This is a genomic window from Nostoc sp. (assembly GCF_036919575.1).
Classification (GTDB): domain Bacteria; phylum Cyanobacteriota; class Cyanobacteriia; order Cyanobacteriales; family Nostocaceae; genus Nostoc.
In genome coordinates, this window is record NZ_JBALBY010000001.1 from 29,365 (window position 1) to 47,236 (window position 17,872).

At 43.1% G+C, this 17,872-nt stretch carries 27 protein-coding genes; 16 read left to right on the plus strand and 11 right to left on the minus strand.

The features are described 5' to 3' along the window. Positions 1–2 precede the first annotated feature (2 nt). The 7 genes from V7K27_RS00120 to V7K27_RS00150 form a co-directional block, all read right to left on the minus strand. A complete protein-coding gene (locus tag V7K27_RS00120) occupies positions 3–458 on the minus strand; it encodes a hypothetical protein (protein ID WP_334943132.1) in 456 nt (151 codons plus the stop codon). Positions 459–551: 93 nt separating this feature from the next. Further along, positions 552–1,763 carry a hypothetical protein gene (locus tag V7K27_RS00125; protein ID WP_334943134.1) on the minus strand — a complete coding sequence of 404 codons (1,212 nt, stop codon included), beginning with the start codon at positions 1,761–1,763 and terminating at the stop codon, positions 552–554. 108 nt (positions 1,764–1,871) lie between these two features. Beyond that, positions 1,872–2,033, minus strand: a complete 162-nt coding sequence (locus V7K27_RS00130) for a hypothetical protein (RefSeq protein ID WP_334943136.1) — start codon at positions 2,031–2,033, stop codon at positions 1,872–1,874. After that, a complete protein-coding gene (locus tag V7K27_RS00135; RefSeq protein ID WP_334943138.1) occupies positions 2,017–2,199 on the minus strand; it encodes a hypothetical protein in 183 nt (60 codons plus the stop codon). Before V7K27_RS00135 ends, V7K27_RS00130 begins: the two co-directional genes overlap by 17 nt. Beyond that, positions 2,196–2,411 (minus strand): hypothetical protein, encoded by a 216-nt coding sequence (locus V7K27_RS00140; RefSeq protein ID WP_334943139.1) that lies wholly within the window; start codon positions 2,409–2,411, stop codon positions 2,196–2,198. The genes V7K27_RS00135 and V7K27_RS00140 overlap by 4 nt, the downstream gene beginning before the upstream one ends. 67 nt (positions 2,412–2,478) lie before the next feature. Continuing rightward, on the minus strand, positions 2,479–2,808 hold the full coding sequence (locus V7K27_RS00145; protein WP_334943141.1) for a hypothetical protein: 330 nt from the start codon (positions 2,806–2,808) through the stop codon (positions 2,479–2,481). Between the two features lie 152 nt (positions 2,809–2,960). Beyond that, a complete protein-coding gene (locus V7K27_RS00150) occupies positions 2,961–3,146 on the minus strand; it encodes a hypothetical protein (RefSeq protein WP_334943143.1) in 186 nt (61 codons plus the stop codon). Between the two features lie 275 nt (positions 3,147–3,421). Here V7K27_RS00150 and V7K27_RS00155 point away from each other — a divergent pair, with 275 nt between their 5' ends. The 6 genes from V7K27_RS00155 to V7K27_RS00180 all read left to right on the plus strand — a co-directional run bounded on the left by V7K27_RS00155 (position 3,422) and on the right by V7K27_RS00180 (position 6,784). Next, positions 3,422–3,835: a hypothetical protein gene (locus V7K27_RS00155; RefSeq protein ID WP_334943145.1), complete on the plus strand. Its 414-nt coding sequence runs from the start codon at positions 3,422–3,424 to the stop codon at positions 3,833–3,835. 71 nt (positions 3,836–3,906) lie between these two features. Continuing rightward, the gene (locus tag V7K27_RS00160; protein WP_334943147.1) at positions 3,907–4,545 is read left to right on the plus strand and encodes a hypothetical protein; all 639 of its coding nucleotides are present in this window, start codon (positions 3,907–3,909) and stop codon (positions 4,543–4,545) included. 102 nt (positions 4,546–4,647) lie between these two features. Then, positions 4,648–4,818, plus strand: a complete 171-nt coding sequence (locus V7K27_RS00165; protein WP_334943149.1) for a hypothetical protein — start codon at positions 4,648–4,650, stop codon at positions 4,816–4,818. Positions 4,819–4,842: 24 nt separating this feature from the next. Continuing rightward, positions 4,843–5,031, plus strand: coding sequence for a hypothetical protein (locus V7K27_RS00170; RefSeq protein WP_334943151.1), 189 nt, complete (start codon positions 4,843–4,845; stop codon positions 5,029–5,031). A gap of 77 nt (positions 5,032–5,108) precedes the next feature. Then, complete coding sequence (locus V7K27_RS00175) at positions 5,109–6,095, plus strand: hypothetical protein (RefSeq protein WP_334943153.1); 987 nt, start codon at positions 5,109–5,111, stop codon at positions 6,093–6,095. Positions 6,096–6,154: 59 nt separating this feature from the next. Beyond that, positions 6,155–6,784: a DUF4102 domain-containing protein gene (locus V7K27_RS00180; protein WP_334943154.1), complete on the plus strand. Its 630-nt coding sequence runs from the start codon at positions 6,155–6,157 to the stop codon at positions 6,782–6,784. 78 nt (positions 6,785–6,862) lie between these two features. Here V7K27_RS00180 and V7K27_RS00185 read toward each other — a convergent pair whose 3' ends face one another. Then, positions 6,863–7,198, minus strand: coding sequence for a hypothetical protein (locus tag V7K27_RS00185; protein ID WP_334943156.1), 336 nt, complete (start codon positions 7,196–7,198; stop codon positions 6,863–6,865). A 498-nt stretch (positions 7,199–7,696) separates the two neighbouring features. On the opposite strand from V7K27_RS00185, the gene V7K27_RS00190 reads away from it, so the two are divergent. After that, the gene (locus tag V7K27_RS00190; protein ID WP_334943158.1) at positions 7,697–7,951 is read left to right on the plus strand and encodes a hypothetical protein; all 255 of its coding nucleotides are present in this window, start codon (positions 7,697–7,699) and stop codon (positions 7,949–7,951) included. Positions 7,952–8,069: 118 nt separating this feature from the next. Here V7K27_RS00190 and V7K27_RS00195 read toward each other — a convergent pair whose 3' ends face one another. Both V7K27_RS00195 and V7K27_RS00200 read right to left on the minus strand, forming a co-directional pair. After that, positions 8,070–8,246: a hypothetical protein gene (locus V7K27_RS00195; protein ID WP_334943160.1), complete on the minus strand. Its 177-nt coding sequence runs from the start codon at positions 8,244–8,246 to the stop codon at positions 8,070–8,072. Next, positions 8,215–8,799: a tyrosine-type recombinase/integrase gene (locus V7K27_RS00200; protein ID WP_334943162.1), complete on the minus strand. Its 585-nt coding sequence runs from the start codon at positions 8,797–8,799 to the stop codon at positions 8,215–8,217. The genes V7K27_RS00195 and V7K27_RS00200 overlap by 32 nt, the downstream gene beginning before the upstream one ends. A 225-nt stretch (positions 8,800–9,024) precedes the next feature. Between V7K27_RS00200 and V7K27_RS00205 the strand changes: the two genes are divergently transcribed. From V7K27_RS00205 to V7K27_RS00245, 9 genes are all read left to right on the plus strand, one after another. Beyond that, positions 9,025–9,378, plus strand: a complete 354-nt coding sequence (locus tag V7K27_RS00205) for a hypothetical protein (RefSeq protein ID WP_334943164.1) — start codon at positions 9,025–9,027, stop codon at positions 9,376–9,378. Next, a complete protein-coding gene (locus V7K27_RS00210) occupies positions 9,378–9,794 on the plus strand; it encodes a hypothetical protein (protein ID WP_334943165.1) in 417 nt (138 codons plus the stop codon). The genes V7K27_RS00205 and V7K27_RS00210 overlap by 1 nt, the downstream gene beginning before the upstream one ends. Beyond that, positions 9,791–12,583 carry a hypothetical protein gene (locus V7K27_RS00215; RefSeq protein ID WP_334943167.1) on the plus strand — a complete coding sequence of 931 codons (2,793 nt, stop codon included), beginning with the start codon at positions 9,791–9,793 and terminating at the stop codon, positions 12,581–12,583. Before V7K27_RS00210 ends, V7K27_RS00215 begins: the two co-directional genes overlap by 4 nt. After that, positions 12,584–13,558: a hypothetical protein gene (locus V7K27_RS00220; protein WP_334943169.1), complete on the plus strand. Its 975-nt coding sequence runs from the start codon at positions 12,584–12,586 to the stop codon at positions 13,556–13,558. A 95-nt stretch (positions 13,559–13,653) separates the two neighbouring features. Continuing rightward, positions 13,654–14,238, plus strand: a complete 585-nt coding sequence (locus V7K27_RS00225) for a hypothetical protein (protein WP_334943171.1) — start codon at positions 13,654–13,656, stop codon at positions 14,236–14,238. Beyond that, on the plus strand, positions 14,239–14,616 hold the full coding sequence (locus V7K27_RS00230; protein ID WP_334943173.1) for a hypothetical protein: 378 nt from the start codon (positions 14,239–14,241) through the stop codon (positions 14,614–14,616). It abuts the gene before it with no gap. Between the two features lie 9 nt (positions 14,617–14,625). Beyond that, positions 14,626–14,928 (plus strand): hypothetical protein, encoded by a 303-nt coding sequence (locus V7K27_RS00235; protein ID WP_334943175.1) that lies wholly within the window; start codon positions 14,626–14,628, stop codon positions 14,926–14,928. Positions 14,929–15,247: 319 nt separating this feature from the next. Then, positions 15,248–16,306 (plus strand): ParA family protein, encoded by a 1,059-nt coding sequence (locus tag V7K27_RS00240; protein ID WP_334943177.1) that lies wholly within the window; start codon positions 15,248–15,250, stop codon positions 16,304–16,306. A 10-nt stretch (positions 16,307–16,316) separates the two neighbouring features. Next, a complete protein-coding gene (locus V7K27_RS00245) occupies positions 16,317–16,919 on the plus strand; it encodes a HEPN domain-containing protein (RefSeq protein WP_334943179.1) in 603 nt (200 codons plus the stop codon). Between the two features lie 126 nt (positions 16,920–17,045). Here V7K27_RS00245 and V7K27_RS00250 read toward each other — a convergent pair whose 3' ends face one another. Continuing rightward, positions 17,046–17,831, minus strand: coding sequence for a glycosyltransferase family 2 protein (locus tag V7K27_RS00250; RefSeq protein ID WP_334943181.1), 786 nt, complete (start codon positions 17,829–17,831; stop codon positions 17,046–17,048). Between the last annotated feature and the right edge of the window lie 41 nt (positions 17,832–17,872).

Below are 17,872 nucleotides of genomic sequence, written 5' to 3' on the forward strand. Positions count from 1 at the left end.
ATTTATTCCCGTCCCCTTAAATATCTGTCCAATTCACCGCTTACCACTTGGTCAATGCTGGCTATAACAATTGATGGCTTGTCATCAATTCGCTGTATTGAGGCTGTAATGCCACGACGAGTTAAGGCTCTTTGTACTTCAGGCGATTCCAAGGCGGCTTGTGCATCAGCACAGTCACGCGATCTGTACGGAAAAACAATTTCACGGATATCTGCTGGAGCTTCATTAATAAATTTCAGCATCCATTTTTTACCTTGCTCAATTGGCGGTTCTGGAATGTAGAACTCAACTGACACATTTTTCTGTACAAGCATTCGCTGAATATCTGCCGACCTTAACGCTTGTTGAAATACAGCTGAATTGGCTTGATCTTCTACCGGGATTCGAGCCTCGTTACCTGATGGAGTCGCTCGAATCGCCTCCTTGATAATTTCCTTTCCTCGGTCAATAGCTCCCATAACAGTTATGTGATATTTTTGACTTGTACAGTTTCGAGTGTTTGGATCGAGAAAGCGATCGCGTTCTTGGGATGGGCGCGATCGCTTTTGAAATTATCCCCCGAACTGCTTCCTTAACCGCTCCAGCAGCGCGGCTCCCTCCCCATAGCGCTTGCCAGTGAAGCCAAGCACCTCAGTAACGATCGCACTATCACTTTTCTCACCCCCCAGGCGTTGAATTATTCGCCAAAGTACCCGATCGTTAGCCGAACAATTTTCTTCTAAATCCGCTTCTGGAGCGGGTTTGAGGTCATTTTCAACCCGTTTTTGGGGGTTGATCGCGAAGTCAAGGTATGGTTGTACTATGGTTGAACCACCGCGAAGTGTTGCGGCTTTCATCTCCCTGTATGGCGGTAGTTTCAAGGGCTGATCGTCGAGTAAACAGTGTGACTGGTCAGCTTTTAACCAGTTGATAAGCTGTTCATTTTTCAAGGATTTGGCGTGGGCGATAGCCTTTTTACCCAGGCGAATACGGAAGAAAGCATCGGCTAAGTCGCTCTTACCCTCCAAACCCCAGGCGGCCACGCGGTCATACTGCGAGAGCAAGATTGTAAAGCGCCGTGCTTTACGACCTCTACGGGCGTGACGTTCCAGCCATTCGCCGGAACTACCTACTTTTGAAACCAGTTCGGGGTATTCCTCAACGATAATCACGCGCTCGGTGCCAACCAAAGCAGCATCGCCTCGCTCCTCGCGGATTTTCATCTGCTTAGACAAGTCTTCAAGATCCTCAGTCATTCCTCGGTCAATAGCAACCCAGTTCTCGCCCTTACCAGTGACCTCAAGCCCTTGCCAGTCGGTCGGTGTACCCTCGCATTCATAGACGCGAACACGACCGCCCACGGTGTAGGCGAGGTACTGAGCCAGAGTTGATTTACCGGTGCCCATTTCACCGATCACCATCACCTGTTTACCTTCAATCGCGGCGATGATATCGGTGATGATTTCCAATGGTTCCTCAACCACAGCAGCGCTTGCTTCAATGACTTGGGTCATCGGAGTTCCGGCGTAGGGGAGAGCATCATACACTTTCAGCAAGCGCTTGACCCCAGCTTCAAAGCCGTCACATAGCCAAATGCCGAATTTAAAAGCATTCCGGCTAATGCTTACGGTGAATAAAGACACAGAAAAACATAACCTACCTATTCCCCAGGCACAGTAACGCACTAAGGTTTTACCGTCTGGCAAGTCCATCTCTACCCAGGTGTGTGCGTTGGCAGTTCTGGGAGGGGAAGCAACTTTTATATCTATTAGATCATTTCCCATACTGCACCTCTATTTTTAGGTACATTGGGCGATCGCTTTCCTGCTTACAAAGCGCAATTATGCACAGTATCAAAGCGGTGATGGTGAAGAAAAGCATTATCACTTGGTTCATCTACCCTCCAGTTCTTTCTCGAACATCGCCTTACTCGTTTCTGGGTAGGTTTTGCGATTCATCCGGCGAATTGATTCCTGTACCTCTGGTGGCTCCAGTTTGAGCATTTCACTGATCGCGATCGCTCCTTCTAACCACGGACTACGCTGATTTGTCATTATTCACCTCAACTTCACAGCGAAGGTAATCGAGTGCTGTTTGGGCATCACCCAAAGTCAGGTCTGGCAAATATCCTTTGGCTACAAGCAGTTTGTAGTCTGGATGAATGGCTATTTCATCCATTAGCCGTGCGGCTTCATTAATTAGTTTGATAAGTGGTTTCATCCGCCGATCCTCCGGTACATGAAGGAATTTCTAGAGGAACCGTCGCGGACTACTAACTCGGATTCGGGAGTGTCGGCGATAACGTCAGCCCAGCCAGTTTTGTCATTATGGCGAATGTTATTTTCTGCGATCGCGCCGAGTCCCGGACGAGCTTTTTCAAATTCCTCAACTACTTTTTGTTGTTTGGGTGTTAGCGGTCGGGTGTCAGTCATGGTAAAGTCAAAAGTTAGGTAGTGGATTTTTGAGAACAAGTCCTAGCGCTGTACTGGGGCTTGGGTATCAGTGGTTAGACAGTGAAACGCGGTAGCAGCGTCCAGAGCCGACCATCATCACTTGACGGTCGGCGAGTCTGACTGCTTTCGAGCGGCTGACTTTCATCATGGGGAACGAGCCGTCAGGCGATAAGCTGAACATCTCGTAATTTCTTAAAGAACTCCATTCCACAGCAGTTTTGTCTGACAACCCAGAAAAAGTTACTGGGTTCATGTCTGCGGCAGAGGCGGCACTTGGCAAAGACGGTAAGTGCCGCTTTTGTTTGTCTTTTTTGGGCTTATCCTCGGTCTTTACTACTGCTTTAGTGCCATTAGTAATAGCTTCTAGTGTTTCCATAGTCCTTGCATAGTGGGTCTGAAGTCCCTGTATAGTCACGCTTAAGTAGCACTTAAATAGGTCTTAAGTGGCACTGTTAGCCGTGTATGCAGGTGTTTAACTACTGCGATCGCGCCGCGTCATTTTAATGAAACGCTTACGGGGTAATAGGTTTACTCGCCATCCTCCCCGTCTTCGTCGTCATCTGACTTTTCGCGGATCTCGATAGTTAGCTCGTTTTCTGAAAACTTATAATCATCGATCGCAAATTCCGCATTGTCGGCACCCTGGATATTTACCACCGTCTCAAGAGGGTAGTTTTTCAGGTTGTGAAGCAATTCTCGGATTGTCGTTGTCATGTTTCTCCTAGGTTTATAAGTTTGCGTTCGGTCAAAACGAATCACCATGCGGAAAACTCATTCTCCGCGATCGCTACAGGTGATTTTTAGGGTGTTTCCGCGCAAGGTCTAGGCGCGGGTGATTTGCTCCGGTGATGCCACGCAAAGGGTTAGGCGTGGGGGAGCGGGTTGCTAAAGTTTTGTCTTTGCACTAATATCGTATTACGCAAAGACGTAATGTGTCAACGTTATGTCTATACAAAAAAGTTTTGTAAAGATAAAATGGAGATAATTCTATGAAAACAAGCAATGGCACGACCCAAGACCTTAGCGGACGACGCAAAAACGGTAAACGTAAGGATGAGTCAGTACGACTGGGAAAACATGGACAAGATAGCCCAATCAATGGGACTGAACAGATCGGAGCTACTTCGGCTGATAGCTCAGGAGAAGATATCTTTAGGACAACCATCGCCTGGGATGGACACGGCGATGCTGGGAAAATTCTAGAAGAGGTTTTGCTTCTAAAACAGCAATTTCTCGACTATGTAAAATCACATCAAGGCAGGCTAGAAGCAAGGCTCGACGAAAGTAAGCAGCAAGAACAGAAATTTTTAACTAACGCTGAAGGGCTTGAACTAAGGCTTAGAAAAGCACTTGCGATCCAGCAAATTGAAAACGAATCAGATAATCCTGAAGAACCTGAATAAAACCGTCCTCACTGTGGTTAGGGCGGTTTTGCTTTGGGCGATCTATCAAGCAAAGATACGGGTATCCTCTGATGCAAGCATCAGCGAACCCGTACATGGTGGAGAGAGTACCAACTCACTACACCATGAAAATTTTACTCACGATTGCTTTATTTATTGCATTCCTCTTCCTGGCTAGACAAAAGAAAGCTTTGAAACTGTACGCAGAATCTACAAAAGTGTTTACACGGGCTGTAGACCAATACCAAGAAGCTGTAGACGGTTACGAGGAGGCTATAGCCGGATACCAGAAAGCTATAGCCGGATACCAGAAAGCTACAGAGCTTTTTAAACAAGACATAGCAGAGTACGAATTATTACTCAAAGAACACGGAATAGATAAACCCAAAGCTGAACCGACCCAACAACTAATACCGCCACCTCCACCCCAATTCAATCCATACAGACAACGACAATCAAAAACACCACAAACCCAACTTTCTCCGCTTCCACCTAAAGATATGCCATTACCAACGAAGAGACAGCCTAGTAAACCAAAAGCAGTATCCAAAAATAGCCCAATGTACAAAGAATTTCTTCACTTACTCAACGGTAATGAAGAAACTGCCAATCGGTTGATTACACGTCAGCAGCAATTAAACCCAGACAGGTTAGATAACTGGATTTTAGAAAAAGTTATTGGCGATTTAAAACGCGATCGGCGTGCTTGATTAACCCAAGCGATCGCGCTTCCTTGGGGGGCGTCAACTTCAATTTGTGCGCCCGTAAAACCTATACCATGAAAGCCTTTTAGCTATTGTTCAGTGCTTTCTGTGCGGTTGTTACCACCTGGAGCGCGATCGCGGTGGGGGATCGGGGTAACTAATGACCAATATTCGGAAACTTTCTTTATTGACACGGCGGTTGCTTTTTCAAAGAAAACCGCTCAAGCCACCCTTGAGGTGGATCTGGTGGCGGCGCTATTCCTCACCGATGACCGATGACCAATGACCAATGACCAATGACCAATGACTAAACTTCAATACAAAGACTACACTGTTGAGATTTTTTGGGAGCAAGAATGCTTTGGCTGGTTCTACGATATTTATCCCCGCAGTCCTGAAGTCAAAATGCGCGATCATCTGGGTTCAGATTCAGAGACTGAAGCTTTACAAGCAGCTAAAGACCGCATTGATCAAGAATTAGCGAAAAGTTAATTGACCCAAAGAAAACCAAAAAGCCACCACTAGATTTAGCGATCGTGGTGGCTCCTTGAAGAATAACTAATAGTATTATGCCAGAAAATAGCATACAAAATCAAGCATCTTATCCACGGCTTCAAGTTGTCTCTAGCTCTAAGAACGCCCCCTCAAGAGAACAACCTAAATACAATAAACCCCACTGCATCATCCCAGTAGCGGATATGACATGGGTGTTAAATCAAGCTAAGACCATACAAAGTTTATGGAATGAATGCTGGCAATCAGACCCTTATGGCAGTCGATTTGTCAAGCTAACAACCAGTTTAAAAGATACAGCTTTCAGAGTAGCAAGAAGAGTTTTATACGCCGCCGGACTATTTGAATTTAAGCGAGATACCTGTACACAAGACACTCGGAAAACAGCAGGCTGGTTAATCATAAATTTACATGGTGCTAGGCGAATAAAAGAGTTTTGGAATTCTGATCCGATATCCGTCACAGATACACCGATAGACGGTGAATCCGCGACGATATCCGTCACAGATACGCCGATATCCCGCGCAAATTTGACGATATCCCGCGCAAATCCGCTGCCTATCTCTAGTGAAACCCTTGTAAATACTGGGGTTTCAGAGCCTCTCAGTAACTCTTCAGGATCTTCTCAGGAACTTCTCAAAGAAGTTACTGATGAAGTTGTAATGCAAGAGTCGGAACTTGTGGAGCAAGTTCCAACTCTTGCACCAACTTTTGAAGAAGAAACTACAGCGAAAATTCTTGAGTTGCGTTCTTGTGGCACTAAAGAAGCGGATCGACTAGCAAGAGTGCATGAACGCAGCTTAGAAAGAAGTAAACAACAAAATCCTGACCTGGGTTTCAAGGAATCATTTATTACAACGTATAACTGGAGAATTGATGATGCAAGACTAAGACTTGTTCAAAACCTAACCGAAGAATGCAAGCGTTTATTCTTTGAGAAATTCGAGAATCTATACGGAATTTACCGTAACAATTTACCCGAAATATTCGATCGAATTATCAGCATTATCAGTTCACCAACTATCAATCATCAACCTGATTGATAGTTGATACAAAAAAAGGCCGCTGTCACGGCCGGGAATTCTATTAATCCACAAACATTATGAAACATAAAGAAGAAGTCGCGGGACAGTTGACACTGTTAACTGTTGTCCCAGCATTTGAACCGAGAACTGCCATTCACGATCCTTATTGGGATGAAATAATTGCGCCCGAACATCCCCAACCAGAACAGAGGTGGAAGGAAGCTGACTTTGGGGAAGTCCCGCACAAATTAGACTCAGATGGACAACTGACAATTTTCTATGATGACAGTCATGAGCCACCAGACCCAGACGACTATTTAAACCTAGATGATTACGAACAAGCTTTGAAGCAGTGGGAAATACTTGTTCGGGCGCAAGTTACCTCAAGCACAGTAGAATCACCTGTTGGGGCGCAAGTCAAATTAGATACTAAAAAAATTGCGCCCGAACACATTACCCACTGGGTAGAGAAGTACTGGGTAGAAAGGTCAGGCAATAAATATTGGTACTACCGCTATTGCTGGATGTCTGGCAGGAAGAAAAAGCGGTGTCATCTTGGTAGCGTGAGCAGTATCATCGCCAAACGGAGAAAAGCAGATGTAGAAGTTTGGATCGCAGATGGTAAATTACCATGTGAGATAAAGGACTTGATCCGAGGTTGGAAGAATGCGCCCCCCCATGCCCAAGATGCCACCACCAAACACTAATCTTTAAAAACGGTAGCTATAAATTATCAGACAATACCCTGGTTCAAAGATGGTATTGTCAAAGATGTCGCAAAGGCTTCAGTCCTGCAACAGTTCTGGAGATTGCCGCAGTAGGTCTTGAAGCTTCCGCAGTTCATCCCAGGTACGAGCGGTAATGTCTGGTTTTAAGAAAAGCTGCGTAGAGCGGTAGTTGTTGGTTCTCCAGGCGATGTAGCGGTCAATTATCTGTAAAAAATCGCCTTGCAGGAGTTCGGGGATGGTTTCAGGTGTATTCTCTGCTAAAGTCGCATCTACCGTTCTAGCGTAATCCAAAATTTGTTCTGCAAGTGCGATCGGTACGCGGATGGTTCTGGTCTTGCCATTATTCCAAGCTGGTTGCCAGCTGGTGTTATTCTTTCCCGGCGGCTGCCCCATGTCTGTCTCCTGAAATGCCTGTGTCAAGGCAGGATACAGCGTTTTGAAATTAAATGCAATTTTTCCGAGTTAGGAGTTAATGGTGGGGAGTGGGGAGTACCCAATGCCTAATGCCCAATTTGCTACCAGAAATGGGGAATGATAGGACTGACAACTGTTGGGTGACAACTCAATTATGGAAAAATTTTTACTTGCGGCGTTAGTGTTCATAGGAGGAGCATTATTTATAGCTTTAGTTTCAGGTCTGCCCCTGATGATTCTCTGGAATCTAATTATCCCAAGCATATTCCCATCAGTTCGCCAAATTGACTTCGCTGAAGCCATCGGGCTTATAGTTATTTGCTCAATACTTTTTAAGAGTTTGTCGAGCTGAAGAAAGTACCTCACCAATGAAAATGCGGTGGCATCCTTGATGCCGTTCTACTCGCACTAGCCATTGATCAAAGTGCCATCGCAGTTAATATGCTACAACAGAGCCGTCCAATCATTTCTCTGAATATGAGTAAAACAGACGATGCCTTGGCATCTCAAGCCCTGCTACTTAATAGCTTCTCGCAAATTATCCGCGCTTCCATTCAGCGTGTTTCTGCGGCTGAAGCTGATAGAGATCAGGCTTTTGTGCAAGTGGCTGCATTACTAAAAGTAGATGAAGCCACAGCTAGCGCAATCTTGGCTAACAACCCACAGATACAAGCCTTGATTGATGAAGCGTTGGCGGTTTTACCTCCTGGGCCTGTGCCGGCAGCTGCTTAGAAGCAATGCATGAAAAATGCGATCGCGCTCTTAGCCACAAAAAGCGCGATCGCATAAATTAAAGGGTTCTAACAAACGCGCTTTTCCGATCTCAGCCTATCCGCCACAGTGAAATTTGTCATAGGTTGGGATAAACCGCATCAACTTCATCCCAAGCCTGACTAGCAAGATTTTCCAGTGCCATAGCTAGGTAGAGAGGTCGTATTCCCCCTCCTGCAAACGTCCAAAGAAGATTTCGATTTGGAGGAATAGGAGTTTGGCGTTCATAGGGTTGCGATCGCTCCTCTTCTTTCATCCGTCTCTATTTCAAAGTAGGGGTCAAGTCCTTTATTGTCGCGGTGTCCAGTAAAGGTGCGGATAGTTTCCTTTGGAATTCCATTTTTTCTCAATCGGTTTACAAAACTCCGTCTCATGGTATGGGTAGAAATACCCTTAGCCTCATATCCTGCTTTTTCTACCGCAGCCATCAAAATGTTGTAGGCATTTTTCCAACAAATTGGCTTTGTGCCACATCTTGAAGGAAACAGCCACTCGCTACTTGTTTGTGGTTGATATCGTTCCAAAGACTCCTTCAGTATTGGATGTACCGGAATTTCTGTAGTATCCGCTGACCCGTCTGGTCTATGCTTTCTGATCATTGCAGGGAAGATGATATCTGTTTTAGCTTTGCCTAGTTCCTGATAAACATCGGCTACTTTTAGCTGCACCAAAGCTCCCCAGCGTTCGCCGGTAAACCATCCGATGTCTAAAAGCAATTTGTATTTTTCTGTTAAAATTTGTTGCCGGATTTTGGAATATTCACCATTTGTAATTACAGAAGCTTTTCCTTTTCTGTTAGTCTTTGCCATAGATATAAAAAATGAACTTTGTCTATTCCGCTTTTGCCTGAATCAAAGGTAAAAGCGGAATTCCTTAAATATTCACTATTAGTAAAGATTGGCTCAATACTATTCCCAGTAAAGGATACACGGCATCAGAGAATGTACCACTTCTACATAAAACTGGAACATTTACAGAAGTTTGAATAAACAATACAACGGATTCATACACCTCACTAATCCGTTCTTTTTCAAATGGCAGAACCAACTCTAGTACAAGTTTTTGGAACGGGAACAACCCGACTAGCTAGTGGCGCGACTACATCAACCTCTGGGTTATTCATTCCTGATTCAGCTTTAACAACTGGAGGGGCTACCCCTTCAACAGCAACTGCTGAAGGGGTTTTAGTCGCAATTACACTTAACGCCAAAAGTTACCTTACTCAAGCTAATTTTGATGCAAATATCGACCAATCTTTAACAGTTGCAAAAGGATTCTCAAGTTTTACGACAAGGGGAGCCGACAATATTGAATATAGGCAAGACCAAATAAGTTTGAGCCTTTCAAAGGTTGATAGCGGCGCGACAATTGACCCGGATGATTACTAATGTCTTGCACTACCACAGTTCACGGGGCAGGACTGAATACAAATGGCTGCGGCAAATTACCGAACGAAGGCGATTATACGTTCTCTGGATTAGCAACGTTTCAGGATTCTTCTTATTTTGGTTGTCCCTGTAAACGTTTTTTCTTGGATGGAGTAGATCAGGGAAATGGCTACATTTTTTATCCTGATGCTTATGTCGTCTCGACAACTTGTGTAGTAGTAGTCCCAAAATACGACTGCATTAATGGAGCTTGCACCCTAGCTACTATTCACAACACAAATGGGTTATATGCTTCTTTGAGTGATTGCGAAGTAGCCTGTGGTACTGGCTGTAGTGGCAAGTGTGTAAGCAATGCTGACTGGGCGCAAATCGAAAGTTTATCTAATCAAATAATGAATAGAAATTGTAATACATGAGCGCTATTTCTAATCTCCAGCAAGCTTTGGCTTGTGCTGGAAAGTGTGACTGTTGCGATAAGTTGCAGTCACAAATTAATGATTTAAAAGCTGAGATTGCGCGGATTCCGCGAATAGATGAAGCGAGAATCGTAGCAACTACACGAAGCGCTCTACAGCCAGATATCACTACCGCCGTGGCAGGGGGTATTGTTGTCGTAGTCAATAAATTGCAACCACAAATATCTGAAGCTTTTTCTAAGGCAACTTCGGCTTTTAGCCTTGCAACCACTGCTGACGGGAATGCAACTAGCGCAGGGAGCCGAGCAACGGTAGCTGATTTGAAAGCGCAGCAGGGTATCCGTGACGCGGATATTGCTTTGAAACGAGCAAATATAGCGGACGGGACTGCAACTAAAGCAGATAGAATAGCCGTCAGCGCCTATGACAAGGCGATGTCTTCAGAGGTAGTCGCAACTACTGCCAAATCTACAGCGAATACAGCGCAATCGACCGCCAGTACTGCTAGCATCAAGGCGACGACGGCGATAACAAAGTCGGATACTGCGATTAATAAAGCTGACTACAGTGCCCAGGAAGCCATAGCCGCAAGCAAAAAAGCAGGGGCAGCAGAGGTGGCAGCAAACCGAGCAGGATACGTAGCCAGCGCAGCCGATGTTACAGCCCATAATGCTGTGAACTCCGCCGGGACAGCTACTAACGTCGCTAATCGAGCCAACGATGCAGCCTATAAGGCTCAGAATGATGCTTTCACAGCCGACAAAAAAGCCACTAGTTCGATGGATGTTGCCAGGAGAGCATCTATAGAATCAGAATTGGCAACGGGTGTTGCCAATCAATCCGACTTTAAAGCAGGGAAAGCCGTTAATCAAAGTGGCACAGCAATATCGGAAGCATCCAAAGCAACCACAACCGCACTGAACACTGCTAATGAGGTAGGAGGACTGCGGGGTGTCGTGAACGGGATTGGATCTAGAATTAACAGCCTTGGGGAGGCAATCGGAAAAGTTGAGAGGTCTGTAGGAGAAGTTGCGGTAAATGCGGCGAAAGCAATCGGTATCAGCGAAAACGCACTCAGTAAGATAGTCGGATTAGGAGGAAAGATATTAACGATATTTAACCTCATTGCCACTATCTTTACTATCCTTGACGGGATAGCTACCAGAGAATTGTTAGGAGCGAGAATCGATGCTATAGAACGCGGTTTGGTAATGCTTGGCGCTGATATATCAGGCATTCTTGGCAGGTTGCTAGGATTACAAAATCGTATTAGCAGAAATGAAGTATCAATAACAGAAGTAAGAGGCATTGCACAGGACGCGAAAAGTCATAGCGAGGGAGTGCAAATATTAGCAAGTCAGGGAATACAAGACGCTGCTGGAGCGCAAACAACAGCTAACACAGCATTGAGTAAAGCAAATCAAGCACAAACAACGGCTGATGGTGCTGTACGCAATGCAAGCACCGCAAATGATAACGCTACCACTGCATATAAGAAAGCGATCACCGCCGAAAATGTCGCAACCCAAGCTAGCACAAAAGCTGAAACGGCTACACAAACTGCTACCAAAGCAGATATAAAAGCGGGTGAAGCATTAGGTAAAGCGGGTGAGGCAATCGGACTAGGGTTAACAGCCTTATCGTTAATCTCTCTACTGAGGTTACGCCCTGGATTACCTGGGTTGCCTGGAAGAAACGGGACAAACGGGATTAATGGCACTAATGGAATAACAACAGTAGTGCAAATTCCCGGTACACCAGGAAAGGATGGAACAAACGGCATTAACGGTATTAGCGGCATTGGACGCCCTGGCACACCGGGTAAAAATGGAACAAATGGAATAAATGGAATAAATGGAATAGACGCAGTGCCATATAACGATGCGGGCTTAAGAGCTTTGATAGTTCAGCAGCACGCCGCAACGCGAATAAATGTAAATGCTGCGACTACCGGCGCAATAGGAAGCGTAAAAACTTTCATGGTTGCACAGTTCGCCGCTTTGACTGCTTTAGTTACAGCATTTGCAGCGAATGCCATAGTGAATACGGCAATAAATATCATGACATTTGCTGCAACAATGCACAACGCAGCAATGCTTAGTAATGATCTGGCGATGACGCTGGGAACGATCATCGATCAAGTCACGGGCTTTATATTACCTAAAGGTTTGAACGGTGAATCTATAAGCATTGCTACAGTGTTGGGTAAAACCGCTAAAACAATCATAGAGGACACTATAGGCGCTGCTAACTATGCTCAAATTACTGAAAATTGGGCTAAAGCCAATAGAATTTATCAAGCAACTATAAATGTTCATAACCAGTTAACTAACATGATGAGTGTTTTGACTGGAGGCATGGAAGTAATCGGCGGGAACGTTGGGAAAATTGGCAATGCTTTAAAAAGGGGCGGTGTATTACTTGAAGATGCCTACGGATATATGAATCCACAGCCAAATTTGCAAGGCAAATTCTTTAATTTTTTACAAAATGCTAGCGGAGCTGCCTCGACTATTGCGGCTGTTATCGCCATACCAATAGCAATAAAAGAGGCGACGATTGGGGTTAATGACGCTTTCGCAGACCTGAGAAAAAACCTAACCCAGGAAGATCCTAAAGACAAAGAAGGGCATCCTCTCAAAGATAAGCTTGGCAACCCATTGAAACATGAACCTGGTGTCACTGTTCCCGATCCTACAAAAACAACTGAAGCGGGTGAACAAGCCAAAGCCGATAGCACAAATATCATCGAGGCTACATTAGAAGATATTTTTGACGGAGGAGATTAAATGACTGATACGCCTCAATTTATTCCGCCAAGAGATCAGCTTGGGCGACAGTTTCCCCCCACTTCTGACGTAACAACTGGTAGAACGCTTACGCCCCACGTAACTGCAATAAATGCTAAAACTCCATCGGAGGTAGCTTTACCCGATAATTTTGATCCATTTGAGCATTTGCAAGCAATATACATCCCCCAGCATAATGCACTTGTCAAGCGATATTTTAGTGATTTAGCCGATGATTGGAAGCCCAATATTGCATCGGCTCGCAGCAGCTTAAGGGTTGCTTGCACGATGCTAGACAATGACAATCAATCGATGATGAGTCTAAGGCATCATCTATTATTTGATTTATTGGGGTATGGAAAAAAGAACTTAGTTGTTTATTATGGTGCAAATGAAAGCATAGATCCCCCTGTCGAAGGGCATCCCAAAATAGTATTTTATTTTTCTCAAGATTCTCACACTTTATCCGCAGAGCAAAGCCGAAAGGCTGACGCAGAATACAGTATCAGATTAATGGAATTAGAAAATAGTTCTACAAATCTAAAAGAGAAATTAACAGAAATAGCTAATGAGATAAAAGTACAGTTTGTTGAAAATAAACGAGGAATTGTTTTAATAAAAGGAAGCTTGGGAATTATTTATAAAGACACTAAAAATGGTTTTTCTAGTGGTAGAAAAATACTCGCCAGTACTGAAGCCGATGCTATAGATATTTACAAAAGAATGTGTAATGTTATTGATAAAATTTTTGATGAAAATAAAATTAGTGTTACAAATCCAAAAAAAAATAGTACTACGGGTGAAGTAATAGAAACCCAGATAATTATGGGTAAAACGCGAAAGAAAAAAGCTTATCGCCGTGTAGCGAGTGTTCGCTTTAGGTATGCTTACGCTTTAATTCCTGGCGAACCACAGCCTTTGTTTTTGGTAGATACAACGTACAGATACAATCCTTTGGTAAAAATTTCAAGTTGAAACTAGTTTAAAAAACAACTGAAGCCTTAAGGTTTCCGTCAAAAATTAAGCCCTAAAAGCTTGCTATACATAAAGTATTCAAATTGAGATTTTTTATGTCACGCCGAAAAAGTGTTGCAGAATTAGAAGAATTACTAAAAATCAAACGAGCGCAATTAGCCGCAAGAGCCGAACATAAAACCGCAAATCCAAGCCCTTACGTTGCCAGACCCGACGAAGATTACACAAGTCTTTTTTATCTTGATCCATTAGATAATGAAAGAGAATTGCAAGTAAGAGTTGGAAATCTAACTCTAGCGGCTTGGGGTGGCGTTGCGAAAACAGGCTTATCAGGAGCAGCAACAGCAGGAAAGGCAGTAGTTGAGATTGGGCGAGGAAGTAAAATTGCTATTGTAAAAGTTAGATGGTACTTTGGTGACGAAACTCCAATACCAGTCGCAGCAAATGCAATGCATGGGCGGTGGATAAAGTTCTACGATAAAAAAGGTGGACAGTCTTTTCATCAGATCCCTTTTGTGGCCTCTGGACTAACACCTGACCTACATGCAACTATTGTTGCTTTCAAAGCAAAATTAAATACTGCTGGAGAGAAAACAGAATTACTTGGTGCTAAAGGTCGAGCAGAATTAGTAATTGGTTACGGCAATAATTACACTGTTCTAGCTCGTGAATCAGCTTAAATGACTATATCGTGGTCATTGGTTGATGAAGTTGAGGTAACAGATACGTGGAAGATTTTATCTTTGCCTGTTACCTCTGATGTTTTCCGAATCACAACAACAATAACTGACATTGTAGGTTGGGAATCCCAACGAATACAAAGTGGTAGTTATCTTCAATTCATTTATCCTGATCCTTTGCTCACAAAATCAAAAAAAAATTATATCCCAGTGTCAGAAGATGTAATTATTTACGAGTTAGCAGTACCCACACAACTCAAAGAACAAGGTTACATGATCCGCTTGATTAGCTGTAGGCTTTCATCCCGATGGGTGGGGAAGATAAATTTCCTTACAGGGTTTGCAAAATGGAATTTAAAGGTAGAGGAATTAGTTTAATTTAATATAATGAAAATTGACATCAATAATGCTTTAACTATTGCTGTCGGCTTACTTGCTGTGTTTGGAGCAATTTATCGTCTTGCCCAAATTGAAGCAAAAATTAATGACAAAATAGACGATGTTAATAAAAAATTAGAAATACTTTTGACCCAGTACGCAGGCGATAAAGAATACATATACTTATACCGCTTGAATGACCTTGACAAGACAATTGAACACAAATTTACTCGTCTGGCAAACTGGATAACTCAGATCGCCGGGTTTCTACACCGAAAAACTGGGTTTCAGATCCGCGATGACAAATTCTAATCTCTGGGGATTCAGTCTAACAAATGAGCGAAAGCCAGAGTCGGCAATTAAGTAGTAGGGGTTTCCTCACCTGGGAAACTCACTTCCCCCTCTTAAGCGTCAGCGAAATATTGTCAGTAACGCCCTTTCAAGAGCGATGCCCTTCTCTACGAGACGCTCCGCGAACGACAGGCTCAGGGTAAGACCTACGGCGCTAAACTACGCACTTCATGTAGAGTCGAGATAGAATACAGTTCCATTTTGCGACAATAGGGGTAAAAGTTCCACAGCATTGCTAATACCCGCAGGGACTGTTTTACCTAGAAAAGGAATATATCAAATGAGTTCGTATGCTTTTTGGAACACCAAAGGTGGCGTGGGAAAGAGCTTTCTTTGCTTTGTGGCTGCTGCTGAATATGCTCACCGTTACCCCGATACAGATGTTTATGTAATTGACCTGTGTCCCCAAGCCAACGTTTCAGAAATTTTACTAGGGGGATATCTTAATAGTCCAAAGGCACTAGATTCTTTAAGCAGTAAGACACCACGCTCGACAGTGGCTGGCTACCTGGAAGCACGTCTTAACTCTCCCTTCCGAATGATTAGCGATGTATCTCCTTATATTTGTGAGCCAACAGAATTTAACCCACAAATACCAGAAAATTTGAAACTCGTATGTGGAGACAATCTTCTCGAAATAATTTCTGAAGCAATTAGGCAAACATCTGAACTACAAATACCAAATGATGCTTGGAAACAGGTGCTTAGTTGGATTCGAGATTTAACAGTTTCTCTGCGTATATATAGTGGTGAGAGAGATACTGTATTTTTAATTGACTGTAGCCCTAGTTTTGCTATTTATACACAGCTTGGTCTAGTTGGAGCAGAGGGTGTAGTTGTTCCATTTACTGCGGCAGAAAGTTCACTTCATGCGATTGAAAATGTGGTTGCACTTTTATATGGCATAACTGATCCCAATACTGCACCATATGCAAAAATTAGCTTTGCTAAACGTGCAAAAGAAGAAGGCGTATCTGTGCCAAAATTATATGCATTTGTTCTTAATCAGGTAACAATGTATGAAAGTAGACCTGCCTCTGCATCCTTAGCTATAAACAAAATGATTCAGAAAACTCTCAATAATATACATCAAAAAAATCGTCATATTTTTGCTAATCCCAAAGACTTACCAAGTAATAGTTTTATTGAAATTCCCAGTAAAAGTCTAATTGAGATTCCTGCTTCTCATGCTGTTGCTATAGTTGCAACAGCAACTGGCACCCCTTTACATAAACTTAAACCAGGCCCAAAAAAAATTGGTGAACAGCAAGTACAATTATATTTAGAGCCATTACAGAGATATCGAGATGCACTTGAAGAATTTGTGAATTGCCTTTGAGAGCATCGCCGTGCCATCACCAGCAGCATTAAGGTACGATAAAGCGGCTTCTAAGGCTCGTGTCCTACGTGATACTGCGACAGATTCCCGCTTACGTCCAATATTAAATAGCCAAACTCAAGTCTATTACCATTCAGCTTTAGCGATGTTTGTTGCTGGATGGGAGGCTTATATTGAGGAACTAGTTCGCAACTTTTTTGATGTAACTGCAAATCCCTTAGATCCTCAGTTTCATGCTGTACATTCTATTGCTAAAAATGCAGCAGAGCGATCGCTTAAACAATTTAACACACCAAATGCAGATAATTCACGTAACCTTTTGTTTCAATATACTGGCTATGACCCTATTAACGATTGGGTTTGGTCAAAAAGAAGTATGAATGCACTCGCCACTCGACAGATGCTAAACGATATTCTGCAAGTCAGACACAGTTTTGCTCATGGTTTTCCAATTCCCGCATGTTCTTGGACACAAACACCAACTGGAAAGGTTCGGCTTACTGCTAAAGCTATTAAGGATGTTGATGCGTTATTACAATATCTTGTCGCTGTTACTGACCTTGGCATGAAGCAAAATATTCAAATTCTCTATGGCATAGTTACACCCTGGTAATAAATGAATAGAATATTTAGAGAATCAGTTGCAATACTGGATATAATGTTTTAGACCCAGAGAATGAGCAAACATTCCTTCTCAGGTTTATTTACGATTTGCCATTTTCAAGGGAATTATTGCTATTTATTGCTCATTGAAAGTCTCACCTAAATTGGAAGTTTGTCCCGTCGATAATAGATTCTTAAACAAGAGCTTTAGTATTCGAGTAATAGTTTTAATAACTTTCATTTTGCTGGCAGTTGGCTTTTGGTCATATCTCAAAACCATTGGGATTTCTACGATTTTTGGTTTGAGTACTTTGGCTTTCAGCAGTAAATCTATCATACAAGCAAATCCACTTTCAGTAAATAAACTGTCGCCATAATACATATCCAGTTTAGTAACGAAAGTACGGTTATATAGCCTGTAACCACAAGTATAGTCTTTTACACCTGATACACGGGCTGCAATTCTGAAAAGCCAACTGGCTCCGTAACTCATCAGCTCTCTAAATTTTGATAAGCCTATGACTTTAGAGCCTTTTCGATATCTAGATGCGATCGCAATATCATAGCTACCAGCTATCATGGTGTCATACATCTTGATTAACAGTTCTGGTGGTTGAGTGTTGTCGCAATCCATCGCAGCTAAAAAATCGCCTTCTTGGGAAATTTCTAAGAAAGTCGTGAAACCTGTTTTAATTGCTTGACCTAAACCAGCATTTTTGGGATGTTGGACTAATTTTAGTAATATACCCAGTGATTGAGATTCTTCTAAAGCAGTCTGAGCAGTTGCATCACTACTACCATCATCAACAAGAATCAGTTCTATCTCCATATTAGAGATTTCCTGCAATGTCTGAAACCTTTTGAACAAAGGGCGAATTGATTCTTGCTCATTGTATGCGGGTAAAAGAACATAAAGACTCATAAAGACCTCCTGTGATTTTGCAAATAAAATATCATTACTTA

Coding starts and splice junctions, on each gene's coding strand:
- V7K27_RS00120 (WP_334943132.1), bottom strand. CDS start 458: ATGGGAGCTATTGACCGAGGAAAGGAAATTATCAAGGAGGCGATTCGA.
- V7K27_RS00125 (WP_334943134.1), bottom strand. CDS start 1,763: ATGGGAAATGATCTAATAGATATAAAAGTTGCTTCCCCTCCCAGAACT.
- V7K27_RS00130 (WP_334943136.1), bottom strand. CDS start 2,033: ATGACAAATCAGCGTAGTCCGTGGTTAGAAGGAGCGATCGCGATCAGT.
- V7K27_RS00135 (WP_334943138.1), bottom strand. CDS start 2,199: ATGAAACCACTTATCAAACTAATTAATGAAGCCGCACGGCTAATGGAT.
- V7K27_RS00140 (WP_334943139.1), bottom strand. CDS start 2,411: ATGACTGACACCCGACCGCTAACACCCAAACAACAAAAAGTAGTTGAG.
- V7K27_RS00145 (WP_334943141.1), bottom strand. CDS start 2,808: ATGGAAACACTAGAAGCTATTACTAATGGCACTAAAGCAGTAGTAAAG.
- V7K27_RS00150 (WP_334943143.1), bottom strand. CDS start 3,146: ATGACAACGACAATCCGAGAATTGCTTCACAACCTGAAAAACTACCCT.
- V7K27_RS00155 (WP_334943145.1), top strand. CDS start 3,422: ATGAAAACAAGCAATGGCACGACCCAAGACCTTAGCGGACGACGCAAA.
- V7K27_RS00160 (WP_334943147.1), top strand. CDS start 3,907: ATGCAAGCATCAGCGAACCCGTACATGGTGGAGAGAGTACCAACTCAC.
- V7K27_RS00170 (WP_334943151.1), top strand. CDS start 4,843: ATGACTAAACTTCAATACAAAGACTACACTGTTGAGATTTTTTGGGAG.
- V7K27_RS00175 (WP_334943153.1), top strand. CDS start 5,109: ATGCCAGAAAATAGCATACAAAATCAAGCATCTTATCCACGGCTTCAA.
- V7K27_RS00180 (WP_334943154.1), top strand. CDS start 6,155: ATGAAACATAAAGAAGAAGTCGCGGGACAGTTGACACTGTTAACTGTT.
- V7K27_RS00185 (WP_334943156.1), bottom strand. CDS start 7,198: ATGGGGCAGCCGCCGGGAAAGAATAACACCAGCTGGCAACCAGCTTGG.
- V7K27_RS00190 (WP_334943158.1), top strand. CDS start 7,697: ATGAGTAAAACAGACGATGCCTTGGCATCTCAAGCCCTGCTACTTAAT.
- V7K27_RS00195 (WP_334943160.1), bottom strand. CDS start 8,246: ATGAAAGAAGAGGAGCGATCGCAACCCTATGAACGCCAAACTCCTATT.
- V7K27_RS00200 (WP_334943162.1), bottom strand. CDS start 8,799: ATGGCAAAGACTAACAGAAAAGGAAAAGCTTCTGTAATTACAAATGGT.
- V7K27_RS00205 (WP_334943164.1), top strand. CDS start 9,025: ATGGCAGAACCAACTCTAGTACAAGTTTTTGGAACGGGAACAACCCGA.
- V7K27_RS00210 (WP_334943165.1), top strand. CDS start 9,378: ATGTCTTGCACTACCACAGTTCACGGGGCAGGACTGAATACAAATGGC.
- V7K27_RS00215 (WP_334943167.1), top strand. CDS start 9,791: ATGAGCGCTATTTCTAATCTCCAGCAAGCTTTGGCTTGTGCTGGAAAG.
- V7K27_RS00220 (WP_334943169.1), top strand. CDS start 12,584: ATGACTGATACGCCTCAATTTATTCCGCCAAGAGATCAGCTTGGGCGA.
- V7K27_RS00225 (WP_334943171.1), top strand. CDS start 13,654: ATGTCACGCCGAAAAAGTGTTGCAGAATTAGAAGAATTACTAAAAATC.
- V7K27_RS00230 (WP_334943173.1), top strand. CDS start 14,239: ATGACTATATCGTGGTCATTGGTTGATGAAGTTGAGGTAACAGATACG.
- V7K27_RS00235 (WP_334943175.1), top strand. CDS start 14,626: ATGAAAATTGACATCAATAATGCTTTAACTATTGCTGTCGGCTTACTT.
- V7K27_RS00240 (WP_334943177.1), top strand. CDS start 15,248: ATGAGTTCGTATGCTTTTTGGAACACCAAAGGTGGCGTGGGAAAGAGC.
- V7K27_RS00250 (WP_334943181.1), bottom strand. CDS start 17,831: ATGAGTCTTTATGTTCTTTTACCCGCATACAATGAGCAAGAATCAATT.